15 protein-coding genes are annotated in these 17,004 nt (G+C 39.6%); 8 read left to right on the forward strand and 7 right to left on the reverse strand.

All coding sequences use genetic code 11. From position 1 onward, the window contains the following. Positions 1 to 15 precede the first annotated feature (15 nt). Complete coding sequence (locus tag F895_RS15745) at positions 16 to 2,349, reverse strand: TonB-dependent receptor (RefSeq protein WP_005239083.1); 2,334 nt, start codon at positions 2,347 to 2,349, stop codon at positions 16 to 18. Between the two features lie 240 nt (positions 2,350 to 2,589). Beyond that, positions 2,590 to 5,202, reverse strand: coding sequence for a TonB-dependent receptor (locus F895_RS15740; protein ID WP_005239085.1), 2,613 nt, complete (start codon positions 5,200 to 5,202; stop codon positions 2,590 to 2,592). Between the two features lie 275 nt (positions 5,203 to 5,477). On the opposite strand from F895_RS15740, the gene F895_RS15735 reads away from it, so the two are divergent. Beyond that, positions 5,478 to 7,061 (forward strand): ABC transporter substrate-binding protein, encoded by a 1,584-nt coding sequence (locus F895_RS15735; protein ID WP_005239087.1) that lies wholly within the window; start codon positions 5,478 to 5,480, stop codon positions 7,059 to 7,061. Between the two features lie 105 nt (positions 7,062 to 7,166). On the opposite strand, the gene F895_RS15730 is transcribed toward F895_RS15735, so the two are convergent. The 4 genes from F895_RS15730 to F895_RS15715 all read right to left on the reverse strand — a co-directional run bounded on the left by F895_RS15730 (position 7,167) and on the right by F895_RS15715 (position 10,491). Beyond that, positions 7,167 to 7,571 carry an ExbD/TolR family protein gene (locus F895_RS15730; protein WP_004655022.1) on the reverse strand — a complete coding sequence of 135 codons (405 nt, stop codon included), beginning with the start codon at positions 7,569 to 7,571 and terminating at the stop codon, positions 7,167 to 7,169. Beyond that, the gene (locus F895_RS15725) at positions 7,571 to 8,308 is read right to left on the reverse strand and encodes a MotA/TolQ/ExbB proton channel family protein (RefSeq protein ID WP_005239089.1); all 738 of its coding nucleotides are present in this window, start codon (positions 8,306 to 8,308) and stop codon (positions 7,571 to 7,573) included. Before F895_RS15725 ends, F895_RS15730 begins: the two co-directional genes overlap by 1 nt. 31 nt (positions 8,309 to 8,339) lie before the next feature. After that, positions 8,340 to 9,167, reverse strand: coding sequence for an energy transducer TonB (locus tag F895_RS15720; RefSeq protein ID WP_005239090.1), 828 nt, complete (start codon positions 9,165 to 9,167; stop codon positions 8,340 to 8,342). A 190-nt stretch (positions 9,168 to 9,357) separates the two neighbouring features. Then, positions 9,358 to 10,491: an LLM class flavin-dependent oxidoreductase gene (locus tag F895_RS15715; protein ID WP_005239091.1), complete on the reverse strand. Its 1,134-nt coding sequence runs from the start codon at positions 10,489 to 10,491 to the stop codon at positions 9,358 to 9,360. A gap of 313 nt (positions 10,492 to 10,804) precedes the next feature. Here F895_RS15715 and F895_RS15710 point away from each other — a divergent pair, with 313 nt between their 5' ends. The 7 genes from F895_RS15710 (at position 10,805) to tatC (ending at position 15,788) form a co-directional block, all read left to right on the forward strand. Further along, entirely contained in the window at positions 10,805 to 11,878 is a 1,074-nt protein-coding gene (locus F895_RS15710; protein ID WP_005239092.1) for an ABC transporter substrate-binding protein, read from the forward strand. 3 nt (positions 11,879 to 11,881) lie between these two features. Next, positions 11,882 to 12,721, forward strand: a complete 840-nt coding sequence (locus F895_RS15705; protein WP_005239093.1) for an ABC transporter permease — start codon at positions 11,882 to 11,884, stop codon at positions 12,719 to 12,721. Then, positions 12,721 to 13,509: an ABC transporter permease gene (locus tag F895_RS15700; protein ID WP_005239094.1), complete on the forward strand. Its 789-nt coding sequence runs from the start codon at positions 12,721 to 12,723 to the stop codon at positions 13,507 to 13,509. The genes F895_RS15705 and F895_RS15700 overlap by 1 nt, the downstream gene beginning before the upstream one ends. A 36-nt stretch (positions 13,510 to 13,545) precedes the next feature. Continuing rightward, complete coding sequence (locus F895_RS15695; protein WP_005239095.1) at positions 13,546 to 14,301, forward strand: ABC transporter ATP-binding protein; 756 nt, start codon at positions 13,546 to 13,548, stop codon at positions 14,299 to 14,301. Positions 14,302 to 14,396: 95 nt separating this feature from the next. Continuing rightward, positions 14,397 to 14,612, forward strand: coding sequence for a Sec-independent protein translocase subunit TatA (locus F895_RS15690; RefSeq protein ID WP_005239096.1), 216 nt, complete (start codon positions 14,397 to 14,399; stop codon positions 14,610 to 14,612). Between the two features lie 13 nt (positions 14,613 to 14,625). Beyond that, on the forward strand, positions 14,626 to 15,042 hold the full coding sequence (gene tatB, locus F895_RS15685; RefSeq protein WP_005239097.1) for a Sec-independent protein translocase protein TatB: 417 nt from the start codon (positions 14,626 to 14,628) through the stop codon (positions 15,040 to 15,042). Next, complete coding sequence (gene tatC, locus F895_RS15680; RefSeq protein WP_005239098.1) at positions 15,039 to 15,788, forward strand: twin-arginine translocase subunit TatC; 750 nt, start codon at positions 15,039 to 15,041, stop codon at positions 15,786 to 15,788. The genes tatB and tatC overlap by 4 nt, the downstream gene beginning before the upstream one ends. A 36-nt stretch (positions 15,789 to 15,824) precedes the next feature. On the opposite strand, the gene F895_RS15675 is transcribed toward tatC, so the two are convergent. After that, positions 15,825 to 16,901 carry a sigma-54 interaction domain-containing protein gene (locus F895_RS15675; protein ID WP_005239099.1) on the reverse strand — a complete coding sequence of 359 codons (1,077 nt, stop codon included), beginning with the start codon at positions 16,899 to 16,901 and terminating at the stop codon, positions 15,825 to 15,827. Positions 16,902 to 17,004: the final 103 nt, after the last annotated feature.

Raw genomic sequence — 17,004 nt, forward strand, 5'->3', positions numbered from 1 at the left:
ATTTATCCTTATCATTTAAAATCTTGCAGTTAGAGAAACACCAACCTGACGTGGGTTTCCGTAAGTTAAAACATATTGTCCTGCTGGACCATTTGGACGACCATGTACCTGATATTCTTCATTCAGTAAATTCTTCACATAGGTATTAACTTGGTATTTATTATTTGCGCTGTGATAACCAATATTGGCATTCCATAAGGTATAGGCTTTTTGGCTGAGGATTGGATCAACCGAATCGTCTTGGCGATTCACCAAGAAGTATTCACGGTCGCGATAGCTTGCGTCAGTACCCACAACGATACGAGCACCATCATTTAAGTTGAAAGTATATTCACCGCCAATACCGACGGTATATTTAGGTGAACGGACCAGACGATTACCGGTATTGTCAGCATTGACCACATTAGTTACCGGGTTCTTGTCAACAAAGTCAGTGTATTCACTATCTAAATAAGCACCGGCAAAACGTAAACGTAGATTTTCAGTGGCTAAATAATCCAGCTCTAACTCTGCACCTTTCACTTCTGCTTTTGGCCCATTGGCTAAAACTGAAGTAACACCGCCCCCTTGCCCCTCTGTTGCAACTAATAAATTGGTTTGAATATCTTTATAGTCATAATAGAAAATATTGGCATTTGCGACTAAATCCCCATCCAATAAGTTCGATTTCAAACCGAGCTCGTAACTGTTTAAATATTCAGGGTTAACATCTGCAAGTTGGGTTAAGCTACTGGATAAACCTGTATTAAAACCACCAGAACGAAAACCACGTGCAAATCTGAAATAGCTATTTAAATCAGGCGTGATTTCATATTCTGGGGTAATATCATAGGTCAATTCATTCCATGTTTTCTTTCGGCTGGTTGAACCATTGGCATTTGCAGTTGGGTTATAGACCGCATTGCTATACCCATCTTTTTTCCACCAACTACCTTGGGTATAGTCACCTGTGGTGATTTGAGTCAGATCCAGATCAATATCTTTTTCTTCACTGGTCCAACGTAATCCACCCGTCACCTTAAATTTATCTGTAAATTTATAGGTACTATTTCCAAATACAGCAAAACTTTGTGTGGCTTGGTTATAAGTAATGTCTCTAAATGCAGGAGTTGATGCCGTCTGTGCTGCAGCACCATTTGGCAAAGTTTTCTTGACCCGTGCACTCACACCCGTAGAATCTAAATCTTCGTTAAAATAATGTAATCCTGCAATCCAGCTTAAACGTTTGTCCGCATCGGATGAAACTCGAAACTCTTGGCTATATTGACGCCATTCATTATCGCTATAACTTCTCGCAACATCATAAGGTGTGTAATCACCATCTGAAATCGACTTTTGTGTGGTCTTGTCAAAAGCAGTGATGGAGGTAAAGCTATGGCCTCCTCCCAAATCTCCATTTAAAGTGAATGAAGCACCGTCATGCTGAATTTTATTACTTTCATCTAAGTCTAAATTGGTATTACGTCCCTCTGGTCTTTCATAAACGCCCCAGTATTTCCCAACGCTGAGCGCACCATTATTTCCTAAACCATTGTAGGTTTGGCTATGTAAATTAACTAATGCATTCCATTGCTCATTCACTTTACCTAAAATCTGGAAACGGAAAGATTTCTTATCAACATCACCATAATCTTCGCCATTCGCTAAATTTTTTGCATAACCATCACGATCTTCAGAATAAAAAGCACCTCGAACCGCAATATTGTCTGAGACTTTGCCATTCGCTGCACCTTCAAAGGTACGTAGATTATGATCACCTACACCTATCGTTGCGTAGCCATTTGGTTTTTCTGAGAAAGTTGGTCTTTTGGAAATATAATTAACCGCACCTGCTGTGGTATTTTTACCGTAGAGCGTGCCCTGTGGCCCACGTAAAACCTCGATACGCTCTAGATCGAATAAGTCTCCTGCACCTGCAACGGGTGCATTCAAATACACACCATCAGCATAGATTCCAACAGGAAATACCGTCGATGCAGCAACATCCCCTGTACCTAAACCACGGATATACCAACGTGGTCGGCTATCACCATCTGGATTTTCCGCTGCTGCATTCGGTGTATACGTTAAAACATCACCAATAAAGGTTGAGCCCTTGGCAGCCAAATCTTTACCAGAAACAGCCGTAATCGCGGTTGGAACTTTTTGAATATTTTGTGCTCGATATTGTGCTGTTACAATTACGTCACTTAACTTTTTGACATCTTTTGCATTGACCACCTGTGCTTGTTGCTCAGCTGTAATACCTGTATCGATCTCTTCATTTGCCAAAGCCAGTGTTGAAACACTCGCTGTTACCCCCCACATCGCAGTTAAAATACTCTGCCTAATTTTTGTGACCTTAAACATGCTGACTCCATTTAAATAAATCTATTGTTATAGTCGCAACTTCCATGCCACTTAATTTATTTTATAAATTTCAATATCTTAGAAAACAAAAGTAAAACTTATGATTCAATTTTGCTGATAGATAAACATTTTCTCCTGTGCTGTTGTTGTTATTCCAACATTGTTTATTTTGGAAAAATGAAACAAAAAAAATAGCCATACAACTGTATGGCTATTAAGAATTAAAAATATTTCATGTATTTAAAATTTATAACTAAATTGTCCCTGCACCGTGAGTGGACGCATTGGCTGTAAGAATTCACTGTTTGCACCAGCTAAACCATTCACAAAATTACGTTCATTGGTTAGATTCAAAATATTTAAGCCCACAGTCCATTGGGGTTGTCGATAATATAATCCCAGATCTAAATTATAGTTATTTGGAACTTTAACCGTCTGGCTTAAATTGGTATACCAGTTACTGGTCCACCAGCCTGAAAGATTTACACCAAAGCCTGATTGATGTTGATAATCCACATAAGCACTGGCAGAGTATTTCGGAATGCCCGCCGCATCATAACGACCTGCTTTACGCTGGTTTAACCCATTACTGTCCCCCCAGACAGTTGCATTGTCTGCATGGAAGCCAAAGGGAGAAAAACCTGCTGGAATAATTGAGCTATATTCAGCATTCAAATAGGTTAAGTTACCGCCTATCGCAATATTTTTTTGGAGCTGCCAGCGTAATGAAGATTCAATCCCTTTCACTTCAAAGCGTGCCATATTGCCATTAGTATCCGGTGATAAATCTCGCTTCTGCTCAAATCCGCTTAATGTGAGGAAGAGTTGATCGATGATCGGCTCATATTTAATTCCTAATTCTTTTAATTCACTTTGACTGTCAAAAGCCAAAGGATTCAGTTGATTGCCTGCCCCCCAAATTAGAAATGGGCCAAAAACACCGGTGTTGAGTGCAGTGCTCTTATCATAGGTAAAATACAGGGTACTTTTTGCTGTTGGCTTGATAAATGTACTGGCTTGATAACTGAGCAAACTATATGTATTGCGATCTGAACGGACATCTGTCGGCACTAACACCAACGGGTTTTCCAGTTTGGCTTTGATTGAACTATGATTAATCCCAAGATTAATGCCAAACACATCATTAAACGTAAAGTTCTGCTGAGTAAACACACTCCACGTATCCCAAGACCCCGTTCCTGTATAAACAGCACCACCACCATTGGGAGGGAACCCCCCTTTTTCAGCATATAAACCATGGCCGACTGGATACATTCTTGGCAAATTTAAATAACCAAAGTATTGAGAATATTGAGGAACACCGGCCTGTCCAATCCAGCCTCCTGTTGAACTGCCATTATTGACCAACCCCAGTAAATCACCTGGATTTTTTTGAGAAGGATCATTGGTCAGATCATAAGGATTAATATTAAAACTATTATTTGCCGCTAAAGAAGTAAACTCCTCACGGCGATAAGCGCCTCCTGTACTGCTTTTATTATTCACTTTCAGGCCAAACAACTCGAAATCATAATCTGCGAGGAATTCTAGGCGATTATCAAATAACTCATGTTCCAGATCAGTAAAGAAACTTCCAACCGAATCACCTAAATCCTTACTGTTTTGATAAAGCGTACTATTAGAAACAGACCAATGTGTATTCAAATCTTTAACTAATTTTAATTGGGTGCTGAATCGTGTGGCACTATTTTTATCTTCGCTTCGACCAGAAATATTATCGTCTAGTTTGACCAATCCATTCCCGGGTATAGATGGATCATAGACCCAACCTCGAATCGTTCCAGCCTGATCTGCTGTTGCATTCGGTAATGGTGTTGTTTGAACTGGACCTACAGCAATATATTGGTTCTTATCATTCTTTTGTCGATTCTGCCAACCAATTACTTTCGAATTCGCTACTCCAGATTCAAATACAGGTGACCAGAAAGCTGAACCATTTTGAATAATTGGCGTCGCTCTGCCTTTGTAATACTGGCGGCTATCAACAGATTGTTGTGTTGCCCTATTCCAACCATGCGTCACGTTAAAATCATAATAATCGTCATAACTTATATTCCAGTCAACACGTAAACTATCATCTGGACGCCAAGCCAATGCACCATAGAATGCATTAAAATTATTTTTCACATTGTCATAATAATCATCGGTTTTTTGGGCTGTTGCACTGACACGAAATGCAAGTTCTTTAGAGATCGGGGCGGTATGATCAATACTGACAGAAAAATTAGGTTCTGTACCTTTTCCTGCATAAATTGAACCAACTGAACCAGAAATCGTTGTTTCTGCTTTATTAAAATTAGGTTTTTTAGTGAGATAATTAATATATCCACCTGAACCCGAAGTAGGCGCAAAAATCACTCCCGTCGGCCCTGCCACAATATCTGCCGCTTCATAGGCATTGAGATTAGTCGGATGACGGGTACTATAAATTCGTTGGCTATCTTGAAAGACCTCTGAATTTTGCCCCCGTATCTGCGGTGCGAAATTGGCATTTTGTCCCCCGCCTCGGGTAATACTTGGCGCATATTTAACCAGATCATCTGCACTACGGATCACATCTTCACGAAATTGTTGTTCCGATACTTGGGACACCACACGAGGTGTGTCTAATACTGAGCTATCCGTTCCATAGATTGAAGTCACTTTACGTTTGGGAACAACAGTTTGTTTTTTATTTGCACCAGTCACCACGACATCTGCCAAAGTAATCACATCACTTTCAGTATCTGCCGATGTTTTTTGGGTTTCTTCGGCAAACACATGTATGGGTAAAGATGCCCCCAAAAAGGCTAAGGCAATCACTAAAGGTTTTAATTGAAAAGGCTGCTTCATATCATACTCAGTAAAGTAAATTTACAGTACATTACGCAAGGCCTATGCCAATCATTAAACTGCCTCCAAACAACACCCAAGATATTGATTTAATAGTTTTTAATTTTTATATATTTAGATATCAGCTTTATAAATGTTTATTTTTTCAACAGATTTGTTGAAATAAAGACAGTAAAAAAAAACCACAATAAATTAAGATGCTGATAAATATAAATAAATTATTGGCATTTATTCTGCAAGTCCATAAAGATGACTATCCAATATGAGTATTTATAATGACAAACCGATCAATTCTATTGTCACGTCGAAAATTTTTAGCACAAAGTCTTAGCGCAGTAGGTGGCGTTTCTTTAATAGGGAGCTTGTCTGGCTGCGATCAATCACCACAAACGGGTACTGACGTACAAAGCCCATCTTCTCTCACTCCCAAACATGGTGGAACGATTCGATTGGGTCTAATTGGTGGACAACAATCTGGCAGTTTAGATCCACATCTGTCTACTTCAAGCGCAGGAATTACCCGAGGTTTTGCCATATATAACAAGCTATGGGAATGGGATGAAAATATGCTGCCACGTCTTGCCTTGGCTGAATTTGCTGAACCCAATCATAATGCGAGTGAATGGACCATTCGTCTACGTAAAGGTCTAGAATTCCATCACGGTAAAACGATGACTGCTGATGATGTGATTTTCTCAGTAAAACGTTTAACTGACCCAAAGCTTGCTTCGCCGTTTCGAAATCTGGTGCAATGGATTGATCGGGATCACATTCAAAAATTAGATGAATATACCGTTCGTATTCCTTTTATCAATTCAATTGCTGGTTTCGTTGCACTACCTGAAACTTGGGTGAATTTTGGTGGAATCGTCCCTACCGACTTTGATCCAATCCACAATCCAGTCGGTGCAGGCCCTTATAAAGTCAAACAGTTTATCCCTGGTCAACGTTCTGTGTTTACCCGTTTTGAAAACTATTTTAAAGCGGATCAACCTTATGCAGACAGTTTTGAGGTGATTGATTTTAAAGATCAAGTCTCGCGTTTAAATGCCTTATTGGCAGGGCAAATTGATGTCGCCAATGCCATTTCACCTGAATACATTAAAATTCTGGAGCAGGCGAAACACATCCAAACCATTCGTTCTGAAACCAATACCCATAATGGTTTTGACTTTAATACGCAACAAGCCCCTTTTAATGATCCTAAAGTCCGTCAGGCATTTCGTTTAATTGCCAATCGTGAGGAGCTTGTACAACGTGGGTTAAATGGTCAGGGACGTATTGCCAATGATCTCTACTCACCACAGGACCCTGCTTTTCTTAACCTACCCCAACGTCAACAAAATATCGAGGAAGCAAAAAAATTATTGGCACAAGCTGGTTTTAAAGATGGTTTAAGTGTTGAACTTGTTGCACCTGCTGGGAGCGCTCAGCCTGCACTGATCTTTGCAGAACAAGCAAAACATGCCAATGTAAATATACGGGTCAAACAAGTTGATGCTGCAACATTTAATGGACCAGACCGCAATAAATGGCAATTGTCGAGTAACGCCACCAATGTCGGTACACCCTATTTATCTACTGCTGTTGTCAATGATGCACCGATTTCAACCACCCATAAAATCAATTTTAAAGATCCTGAATATAGTGAGTTGTTTTATAAGGCGCTTGCCGAACCAGATTTAGCAAAGCGAAAAGTGTATTTGACCCAAGCACAGAAAATTCAACATGAACGTGGTGGAATGCTGATCTGGGGATTTAGCCATACCATTGATGCAGCCACAAAAAATATTGGAGGCTTAGCCCCAGAACATACTATTTTTCCAACGTGGCGTTTTGAGAAATTATGGAAGGCTTAAGTACATTCGTTTAACTTTGTTTCTCCCCTCTTTATGAGGGGATTTTTATTCTGCCAGAATAAATTAAAAAAGCTGCCGAAGCAGCTATTTAAGATGTGGCTGGGATTATTGAGGAACAGTGATCACCGATAATTTATCTACGCCAACTCGTTCAATACTTGCCAATAATTTTGCCACTGTCCCATAAGGAACAGTTTCATCCGCATTCAGGTTCAAAGCCAGCTTCGGGTTGCTATTCTTGCGTGACTGGATTTCTTGTTCAAAACTTGCAAGTGACACTTTGTCCTTATCCAAAAATATCTCACCCTGTGGATTAACACTAATCACGACAGCTTTATTCTGATCAGTGGATTGAGTCGGTGCGGCCTTAGGTAAATTGACTTTCACCGTATTGGTCAGCAAAGGTGCTGTGACGATAAAGACAATCAGCAAAACCAACATCACATCCACCAACGGTGTAATGTTGATTTCACTCACCACGTCATCATCTTGAGAAGTAGAAATTGCCATTATGCGAATACTCCTTTCTCTTTCACTTCTTTTGTTGAAGCATCATTCAGAATCGTACTCTCTGCGGTATTTTTGGTTTTGGCAGTCGGTAATTGAAAACCAGCCTTTTGATTTAAACTGACAAAATCTGTTGCAAAATCATCTAAGTCTGCACCAATCGCTTTAACTTTACGTACAAAGTAGTTATAGGCTAACACTGCAGGTACAGCAACAGCGATACCAATTCCTGTTGCAATCAATGCCTCACCAATCGGTCCAGCAACGACATCCATACTTGCATTACCAGAATGGGCAATCGCCTGTAATGCATGAATGATTCCGAATACGGTGCCAAACAAACCAATAAAGGGTGCATTGTTACCAATAGATGCCAATAGTGCTGAACCTTTCTCCAATTGACGACGTTCAGCTAGAATTTGTTTGCGTAAATGACGTTCCAATAAGTCCTGACGGCTCCAACTGTTTTGCAAGTCATGGTGTGTTTTTTCATCTGCTTCTATCAGTGTTTTAAAACCCGCATTTGCAACACGTGCTGCTGGTCCTTGACCCGATTCAGATTGAGTTACGGCGTCAGATAAATTTTTTGCTTTCCAAAACGCCTCTACGAAACGTTTATCTTGTTTTGATGCTCTTTGGGTCTGAACGATTTTGATGACAACCAGTGCCCAAGTCACAATTGAGAAAGCAACCAATAACCAGATAGTGCCGTCATGGATCAATGAATTAATGTCAGTCATGTAAATATCCTCTTAATCTATAAAATTAAATTTATTTCGGTAATTGATAATGAATTGGAACATCGACCCAACCTTCTACAGGGGTTTTACCTTTTAAAGCGGGTGAAAATTTCCATTGCTTTACTGTTCTTACAGCAGCGCTATCTAAAAGTTTTTTGCCACTACTTTGCTTGACACTGACCGTATCAGGGCTACCATTTGCTAATACTTTGACCCTTAAAATCACGGAACCCTCCCAACCACGTTCGAGTGCCTGTTCTGGATATTCGGGTGCAGGATTGCTCAGATAACCAGCATATCCTTTCGCTTCTGTCACAGGTAAGTTGTCATCGACCGACTTCACAGGTTCAACCACTTTCTGAACAGGTGCAGGAGCCACCTCTTTGGTCACAACAGCCTCTTCCACTTGTTGTGGCGTAGGTTGAGTGACTGCTTTTGCGACTGGTTTAGGTTGCTCTACCGCTTTCTGTACAGGTTTGGGTTGTTCAACCTGTTTAACGATTGGTTTTGGCTTTTCCACAACCGGTGGAATTTTAGGTTTCTCTGTGACAGGAGGAATTTTGGGTTCAATTACTTTGGGGGGTTGTTCAGGTTTTACAATTTCAATCACCACCGGTTCTGGCTTATGAATGTCCAAAGTAGGTGTAGGCAAGTGTTTTGCGATATACCAAATTCCTAAATGCGCAGAAGTAACTGCAATAATCGCAATCAACACCTTATTCAAGCGAGGTAGTGATGGTTGGCTCAGCGCCAAGGTATGCCGTGTAAACGGATCTGCTATGTTGTTTGAACTAGCTTCAGGTGCATATTGTTCAAATAGCAACGCCCGTTTATGCGAGTTAAATATTAGTTCACTCATAGGGTTTTAAACGAAAAATAAAATATTGAATAAAAAATTGCACAAGTCATGCCAAAATAACAAGTATTTGATTTTTATATTCTTAATCAGTATTTTTTAATTATTCTATATTCAATATGTTGGTTTTCAGACAGTGTTATGCTGTTCAAACAACAAGATCCCTTTGATATCTCAAAGGGATCTAAATTTATTATTTTAATTTATATCCAACCAGTGGTAAGACCTCTTCTGCTACCCGATAGGCTTCTTCCAAATGAGGGTTACTGGCTAAAATGAAATGACCAACACCAATATCAATATATTCTTGCAAACGCTCTGCAACCTGTTCATAGCTACCCACTAAAATACAGTTTGGTCCGCCACGTACATTGGACATCCCCGCCCAAACGTTCGGACTTACAAATAAGTCTTCGAAACGATTGCCCTGCACCAAAGCCTGCTGACGTTTTGCACCAACCGACTCAGTATCTTTTCGTTCAAAGGCATGACCATCAACAGCAATGGTTTCATACATCTGTTTAAGCTCCTGAAAAGCTTGCTCTTGTGTAGGCCGTGCCAGTATATCAATACGCATACCAAATTTAACTTTCCGATCAGGCGAGTTTTGTTCAAAAAACGCTTGCGCCTGTTCAATGACTTTTTTCTGCTGCTGAACAGGTTCACCCCAAGTTAAGTGAATATCAGCATGACGTCCTGCGACGTGTAAGGCGGCATCACTCGCACCAGCCAACCATAAACGAGGGACATCATATTGATTCATTGGGGATCTCAACCCACCCTGCTCAACATGAAAAAACTTGCCATCATAGTCAAATGGCGCATGATGTGAATAACCTTTTACAAACTCCAAAAACTCGTTGGTCCGTGCATAGCGCTGGTCATGTTCAATAAAATCACCGTAAGCACGTTGCTGCGCACCGCCTCCACCTGAAATGACATTCCACTCGACTCGCCCCTGACTTAAACGCTGTAAACTGGCAGCCATTTGACTGGCATAGGCTGGATGAATAAACCACGGCTGAATCGCAATCAACAGTCGAAGTCGTTTGGTTTCCCTTGCTAATGCTGAAGCCAATACCCAAGGCTCTTCCGTATGAGGAAAAGCGGGAATCAATGCGCCATGAAAGCCAACAATATCAGCCGCTTTTGCCACTTGTTGTACATAATCATAGTAGGCAAACAACTGATCTTCATGTTGTGGTGCTACGCGTTGTGGAGATTGAATTGCTGGATTTAACTGATTCCATTCACCACGGGTATGTAACTGATGTGCTCGACGACCATCCCCATGAACAGGAATTCTCCATAAAAACTCAACTGACATAATAGTTCTCAATAATTAAACATTTCACGACATCGTGTTCGTTAGCTATGTCATGAGCAGAAATCATGCCGTTTTTTATTCGATAAATTTTTGACATATATTATTGTTTTATTTAAACTTTATAAAAACATACCAAAACGTAGTGTTGAAATTTCAACACTTCTCCACATTTAAATGTCTGTTTCACAGCATACATGGCTGATTCAACAACAATAATCCGAATAAAAAATAATAAACAATTGATTTTTATATATTAATTATTTTGGCTTGGTTCTTGCTCTATTCCTCTATATTTTTTAATTCCTATGACGATATGCGTATTCTTCCTAGCTTATTTTTAAGTTTGAGTCTTTTAGGACTCGTCGCTTGCGATGCAAAACAAAACCAACAAGCATCTGAGAATAAACCCACTCAGCAACAGTTGCGTATTGCTGTCGTAGCAAATGGAACATCAGGTAGTCTGGACTTTATTGGCGTACCACAACTCATCTCTCAAGACCCTATTTTTCTCAAGGCCTTAAAGCAACAACATATTGAATTGAAATGGGAGCCAGTGACCACTGCAGCTGTAGCGACTTTAGTGAATGAAAGTTTCCTGAACAATAAAATTGATTTTGCTTTTTATGGCAACCTACCGGCTGTGGTACTGAATGCAACTGGGGTAAGAACACAAATTGTAGTGCCTGGGGGGATTGGTAATAATGTCTATCTGATTGTGCCACCTGATTCACAGGTAAAAAGTATTGAGGACTTAAAAGGTAAAAAAATTGCTTTACATCGTGGCCGTCCTTGGGAAATCAATTTTGGTCAACTGATACAAAGCAAAGGTTTAAACCTCAAAGACTTTCAAATTATTAACCTAAACCCTCAGGCAGGTGCAGCAGCTTTATCTGCCAAAAGTGTGGATGCATTTTTTACTTTAAGTGATGCGCTGACTTTACAAGACCGCCATCTCGGTAAAATTATCTGGTCATCTCAATCTTTGCCTGCTGACTGGAAAATGCGTGCAGAATTATGGGGACGTAAAAACTATCTTGAACAACACCCAGAGACCACTCAGTTACTTGCTGACGCAACAGTGAGAGCAATGAACTGGATATCCCAACACCAAGATGAATTTCAGCAAAGTCAAACCAAGTTTGGTCAACCTTTAACTGTGATTCAACGTGAAAGCCAGAATAGTGCAAGTACATGGCAACAGGATTGGTCTCCTGAATACAACGTTGATTTCCTTAAACAACACTATGCCAAAGTCATTGATCATGCTGTGAAAAACCAGTTGATTCAAACGCCTATCAAAGCAGATGAACTGTTAAATCCAAAATTTGCCGATCAAGCAATTCAAAATTTACATACAAACGATCAGCAGAATAAACAGGGAGACTAAGCGATGAAAACGCTTGTAAATCCTTCTCTTGAAAAGAATATCGTTGTGAATAGATCGCCATTATGGAGGAGGATTTCTGCTGAGCAGTGGTATGGGCTGCTCTCGCTGATTTCCCCCTTATTGGCTGTACTTACTTGGCAATTTATTTGCTCGCTGCAAATTTTCCCAACTCAAATTTTGGTGCCACCCACAACGGTCTGGAATACATTTATTGGTTTATTGCAGAGTGGTGAGTTACAGCTGCACTTAAAGGATAGTCTTTCCCGATTGTTTTTTGGATTTTCTATTGCAGCACTCAGTGCCATTGCTTTTGGAATTGCCTATGGTTCAATCACCACATTCCGTAATTACACTTATATCTTATTCAACCTCCTTTACCAGATTCCGATCTTTGTCCTTATTCCTATTTTTATTCTCGTTTTTGGGATTGGCGAACTGTTTAAAATTTTACTCATTATCAAAGCCTGTTTTTTCCCAATTGCTTTGGCAACAGCAGATGCAGTGAAAAATATTCCTAAACACTATATTGAACTCAGTCAAATCTACAAACTTAAAACACGAGCGTGGCTGAGGTACATCGTCATTCCCTCAACATTACCACCCTTGATCAGTGGACTGCGAATCGCATTAGGCCGAGCATGGTTGATTTTAGTAGCCGTTGAATTACTTGCAGCAGGTACTGGTATTGGTCAGATGATGGAACTAGGACGGCAAATGCTTCGTCTGGATGTGGTGATGGTCGGGGTATTTATCACAGGTATGATTGGTTTTAGCCTCGATAAACTTTTACGGTTGGTCGAACAACGCTTTATATCACCTGCGCTCAGTTCAAGGGGGAAATAATGTCGTCACTATCACTGACTTTGAAAGGTGCATTACAACAGCCTGTGGTCCTATTACAAGGTCTCGTACTTCCTGTGCTATTACTGGTTTTATGGCAGTACAACTCAGAACTAGGCTCTAGTCATGCCTATGCCTTTGTCCCTTTACAGAATATTTATTCTGCTTCTCTTCAACTACTAGAAACAGGGGAATTGTGGGTGAATACATGGGGTAGTCTGAAGAAAGCGGGATTAGGCTTTTTATTTGGTTCAACAGCTGGACTAATTTTAGGCGTCTTACTCGCCTATTCAAAAGTTTTTAATGCGCTGGTTTCTCCACTGTTTAACAGTATCCGACAAGTTCCACTCCTCGGTTTAACGCCATTAATTGCTTTATGGTTTGGCAATGGTGAAGAAGCCAAGATCTTTATTATTGCACTGGCTTCTTTTTTCCCCTTGGTTATTAATACCTTTCAAGGACTTAGCCACTATGATGAAAAATACAGTGAAGTCGCACGAATGTATCAGTTTTCATTTTGGCGTGAATTTAAAAGAATCCGTTTGCCACAAGCCTTGCCACATATTTTAACGGGGTTAAATTTAGCGGTCCCTTTTACCTGGATCACCACCACCGCAAGTGAGTTGCTATTCAATGCAGGCGCTGGCTTGGGCAATCTCATGATGAAAGCTGAAATTAATGCCGAAATGGACATCCTACTGGTGTGCGCAATGACCGTCACGATCAGTGGTATTGTGATGACCACATCTATCCACTTCATTTCAAAACGTGTGCTGCAATGGCGAGCTTAGTAGCCTCTAATTTAAAAATACAATCAGGATTTCAACATGTCTTTTCCTTTACTCTCGATTAAAAAACTCAATAAATCATTTCAACGTGATCAGAACACCTTAACGGTTTTAGACGGTATTCATCTCGACATTGAGCAAGGCGAATTTATCTCGATTGTCGGCAGCAGTGGTTGTGGAAAATCGACGTTACTTCGTCTGATTGCAGGACTAGACCCAGACTATCAAGGTGAAATTTTACTCAATAAAATTCCGATCCAAGGAACAGATTTAAAACGAGGCTTAATTTTTCAGGAGCATCGCTTACTGCCTTGGCTCACCGTTTCCGAAAACATCCATTTAGCGCTGGAAGAAACGGGGTTAAGCCGTTCAGAAAAAAATGCACGTGTGAAAGAGCATATCGAAATTGTTGGACTTACTGGATTCGAGAATGCCTACCCTCACGAATTGTCTGGCGGTATGGCGCAGCGGGTTGCCATTGCACGTGGCTTGGTCAATAAACCTGATATTTTACTTCTAGATGAGCCATTTGGTGCATTGGATGCCATGACGCGGAGTCATTTACAGGCTGAACTGCAACGTATCTGGCAACATGAAAAAATCACCATGATTCTTGTGACGCACGATATTGAAGAAGCAGTCTATCTTGGAGATCGTGTGATTGTGATGTCAGCTCGACCAGGGAAAATCAAGGAAATTATACCTATTCCTTTAGCCCATCCAAGACATAAAGACAGTGAAAGCTTATTCAATTTTCGTAATCAAGCACTTCATCTACTGGATCATACCGCATAATTAAATCGAATATTGATCGATATTAATATGATTTAGAAAACAGACGATGTCGTGATATTAATAGTCTTTATTATATATTATTCAGGAGTTTTAGCATGGGTTTATCAATTTGGCATATTCTATTATTTGCCGTTATCGTTATTTTATTATTTGGCACTTCAAAGCTAAAAAACCTAGGAAAAGATTTGGGTGGTGCAATTAAAGATTTTAAAGATTCTGTTCATCCTGATGATCCAAAACTAATACAGAATCAGCAATACAAAGATATTAATTCGTTAGAATCAAATAACGAAAAGCAGACCAAATTATAAGTGATATATTGTCATGTTTAATATCAGTTTTGGGGAACTATTTGCTTTTGGAGTTATTGCCCTCATCATTTTAGGGCCTGAAAAGCTTCCTCAAACATTAAGAACGGTACTAGTCAAATATAGAGCAATTAAAAACCAGCTTCATAAAATCCAGAATGATCTAGAGAATGAACTGGAATTGATTGAACTCAAAAGAATCATGCAAGAAGAGCTGCAAAAAATAAAACAAAATGAAGAACAGCTCAAACAACAACTCGCGCTCATGCAACAAGAAATTGAAAATGTACAATCCACTGTTGCTATGGAACAAAGAACTACAGCAACGTACACCACGGATTATGTCTATATCCAATCATATGACAAGTTAAGGACGCCATTTTTAACTCATTTTAAAACAGTCAATAAATTCAATGAGGATCAAGCCGCATGACTGAACATCTCGTCAGTGAAAACCTCACTGAAATGAAATATAGCGAACACCTAAAAGAGTTAAGAAAGCGTTTGATCTATAGCATTGGTGCGGTTGTTGCTATTTTTTTAGTGCTTCTGCCGCTTGCCCAACAAAACTACCATGTTCTTGCTCGACCTTTAATCTCATTGTTACCTGTTAACTCAACCATGATTGCAACGGATGTCATGGGTACATTCTTAGCGCCGTTCAAGCTCAACATTTATCTGGCAATTCTAGTGAGTATTCCCTTTATCCTGTATCAGTTTTGGCAATTTGTTGCACCTGCACTCTACCAAAACGAGAAAAGATTTGGTGTCGCGCTAGCTCTTTCCAGTATTTTTTTATTTTATCTCGGTCTTTTGTTTGCTTATGGCCTAATCTTACCCTTAGCCTTGAAATTCTTTGTATTGGCTTCTCCTGAAAATGTATTACCGATGACGGATATCAATAGCTATCTGGATTTCTGTTTAAAGCTTTTTCTTGCTTTTGGTCTGGCATTTCAAATTCCAGTTTTGACTTACATTCTTATTTTTATTGGAATTCTCTCTATTCAACAATTAGAACAACATCGCAAACACATCATTGTATTCTTCTTTTTTATTGCAATGTTCATTACCCCTCCAGATGTGTTCAGTATGCTGGCTCTTGCTGTCCCTATGTGGCTGTTATTTGAATTAGGTTTATGGATCACTAAATTAACAACCATAAAAAAAGAACATCCATAGCTCAAAGATGGATGTTCTTAAAATAGACTATTTTTTCTATGCAATTTCATTTTCATTCTTATTGGGCAATAAATTATAGCGAGACAAAAGGTTGCGCAAAACATTGCGCGAAAGGCCTAACATTTTTGCAGTCTTGACCTGATTATTCCAGCAACTTGAAAATGCGGTATTCACAATCTTATCTTCAATAATATGCCAAGCTTCCCCATCATATTCCTGAAATAAACGCTTCAGGATATCTTCAAACTCCTGAATTAAATCACTATCAGGTAATGCTGCTGATCCACCATTTTCAGAAAATCGCAGATGTTCAATATCAATCGTTTTACCACTACTCATCAGCAACGCATAATGAATATTGTTTTCCAACTCTCGAATATTCCCTGGCCAACTATAATTCAGCAGTGCATTTCTTGCTCGATCACTAATATTTGGCTTGGTGGTAATCAGCTTCTGAGAATATGAATTTAAGAAAAAATCGACTAAAGGTAAAATATCGCCCTTACGTTCCCGTAATGGCAAAATATTCAGTACCACGACATTCAAACGGTAGTATAAATCGAGTCTAAACTTGTTTTCAGCCACAGCCTTACGCAAATCGACATGCGTACCAGACAGAATACGTACGTCGATTGGAATCGGTTTACGGCCACCTACGCGCATCACTTCTTTTTCTTGCAGTACACGTAATAGCTTGACTTGTAGAGACAGCGGCAACTCTCCCACCTCGTCCAAGAACAAAGTACCACCATCTGCTGTTTCAAAAATACCAGCACGTGTTTTATGTGCTCCGGTAAAGGCACCGGCCTCATAGCCAAATAACTCAGACTCAGCTAATGTTTCAACCAGCGCACCACAGTTCACCGCAAGAAAAGGTTTGTTTTTACGGTCACTTTTTAAATGAATTTCACGTGCAATCAACTCTTTACCCGTGCCCGATTCACCTTGAATAATAACACTGGCAGAGCTTGGAGCAATGGTTTCAACTTGATTTAACAATTTACGGGAGTTTTGATCTGAGAAAATAATTGCTTTTGCTCGAATTGGTTTTACAGGTACCCCGTTATCTGGCAAAGTAATTACTTTATAATCATTATCCAAATAGGATTTCATAATTAATCCTTTAAATAGATGAGGATGATATTAAAATAGAATAGTACAGTTCAATTACAAAACTGATAAATAACAATTACAGATATTTAATCCATGAATTAAA

Origin of the sequence: Acinetobacter sp. CIP 64.2, from assembly GCF_000369645.1 — a bacterium.
GTDB lineage: Bacteria > Pseudomonadota > Gammaproteobacteria > Pseudomonadales > Moraxellaceae > Acinetobacter.

Excerpts from the sequence above, each read along its gene's own strand:
- F895_RS15745 (WP_005239083.1), bottom strand. The coding sequence starts at position 2,349 with ATGTTTAAGGTCACAAAAATTAGGCAGAGTATTTTAACTGCGATGTGG.
- F895_RS15740 (WP_005239085.1), bottom strand. The coding sequence starts at position 5,202 with ATGAAGCAGCCTTTTCAATTAAAACCTTTAGTGATTGCCTTAGCCTTT.
- F895_RS15735 (WP_005239087.1), top strand. The coding sequence starts at position 5,478 with ATGACAAACCGATCAATTCTATTGTCACGTCGAAAATTTTTAGCACAA.
- F895_RS15730 (WP_004655022.1), bottom strand. The coding sequence starts at position 7,571 with ATGGCAATTTCTACTTCTCAAGATGATGACGTGGTGAGTGAAATCAAC.
- F895_RS15725 (WP_005239089.1), bottom strand. The coding sequence starts at position 8,308 with ATGACTGACATTAATTCATTGATCCATGACGGCACTATCTGGTTATTG.
- F895_RS15720 (WP_005239090.1), bottom strand. The coding sequence starts at position 9,167 with ATGAGTGAACTAATATTTAACTCGCATAAACGGGCGTTGCTATTTGAA.
- F895_RS15715 (WP_005239091.1), bottom strand. The coding sequence starts at position 10,491 with ATGTCAGTTGAGTTTTTATGGAGAATTCCTGTTCATGGGGATGGTCGT.
- F895_RS15710 (WP_005239092.1), top strand. The coding sequence starts at position 10,805 with ATGCGTATTCTTCCTAGCTTATTTTTAAGTTTGAGTCTTTTAGGACTC.
- F895_RS15705 (WP_005239093.1), top strand. The coding sequence starts at position 11,882 with ATGAAAACGCTTGTAAATCCTTCTCTTGAAAAGAATATCGTTGTGAAT.
- F895_RS15700 (WP_005239094.1), top strand. The coding sequence starts at position 12,721 with ATGTCGTCACTATCACTGACTTTGAAAGGTGCATTACAACAGCCTGTG.
- F895_RS15695 (WP_005239095.1), top strand. The coding sequence starts at position 13,546 with ATGTCTTTTCCTTTACTCTCGATTAAAAAACTCAATAAATCATTTCAA.
- F895_RS15690 (WP_005239096.1), top strand. The coding sequence starts at position 14,397 with ATGGGTTTATCAATTTGGCATATTCTATTATTTGCCGTTATCGTTATT.
- tatB (WP_005239097.1), top strand. The coding sequence starts at position 14,626 with ATGTTTAATATCAGTTTTGGGGAACTATTTGCTTTTGGAGTTATTGCC.
- tatC (WP_005239098.1), top strand. The coding sequence starts at position 15,039 with ATGACTGAACATCTCGTCAGTGAAAACCTCACTGAAATGAAATATAGC.
- F895_RS15675 (WP_005239099.1), bottom strand. The coding sequence starts at position 16,901 with ATGAAATCCTATTTGGATAATGATTATAAAGTAATTACTTTGCCAGAT.